Origin of the sequence: Vibrio sp. 1727, from assembly GCF_033344415.1 — a bacterium.
Classification (GTDB): domain Bacteria; phylum Pseudomonadota; class Gammaproteobacteria; order Enterobacterales; family Vibrionaceae; genus Vibrio; species Vibrio alginolyticus.
In genome coordinates this window covers 1-537 of the sequence record NZ_JAWPOT010000599.1, presented here as the reverse complement: position 1 = coordinate 537, position 537 = coordinate 1, and the positions used below count along the sequence as shown (strand labels likewise).

1 protein-coding gene is annotated in these 537 nt (G+C 43.9%); it reads left to right on the top strand.

The genetic code is table 11. The features are described 5' to 3' along the window. On the top strand, window positions 1–530 hold a 530-nt coding region (gene pabC / locus R8O10_RS27145; RefSeq protein WP_318192218.1), incomplete at its 5' end, for an aminodeoxychorismate lyase. Between the last annotated feature and the right edge of the window lie 7 nt (window positions 531–537).

Sequence of the window (537 nt, the reverse complement as noted above, 5' to 3'; positions counted from 1 at the left end):
TTGAGGGCCCAATGGTGACCATCTCGAACTTTGCATTTCCTGTCCATTATGTCGACTGGCAACAAAATGGGGTGAATCTGGGGGTATGCGAAACCCGTCTCGGAATTCAGCCTTTGCTGGCAGGGCATAAACACAACAATCGCTTAGAACAAGTGCTTGCGAAAGCTGAAATTGAGCACTCTAACTTTGCCGATGCAGTGACGTTAAATGTGCAAAATCATGTCATTGAAACTACAATGGCAAACCTTTTTTGGGTTAAAGATAACAAGGTTTATACGCCTAGCTTAAATTTGTCTGGCGTCGCAGGCGTGATGCGTCGTAAGGTGCTTGAGTTTTTCGAGGCCAATAATACCGAAGTTGAAGTAGGGGACTTTTCGCTGATGGAACTGCTTTCTGCGGATGAAGTATGGATGTGCAACTCACTACTAGGTGTTGCTCCTGTAACGAGCATTACAGCCTCCAATAACCAAAAAACTGTCTTTCCGATAGGAAAACTGACTCAACGACTGCAAGGGAATTTAAATACGTGATTAAAAA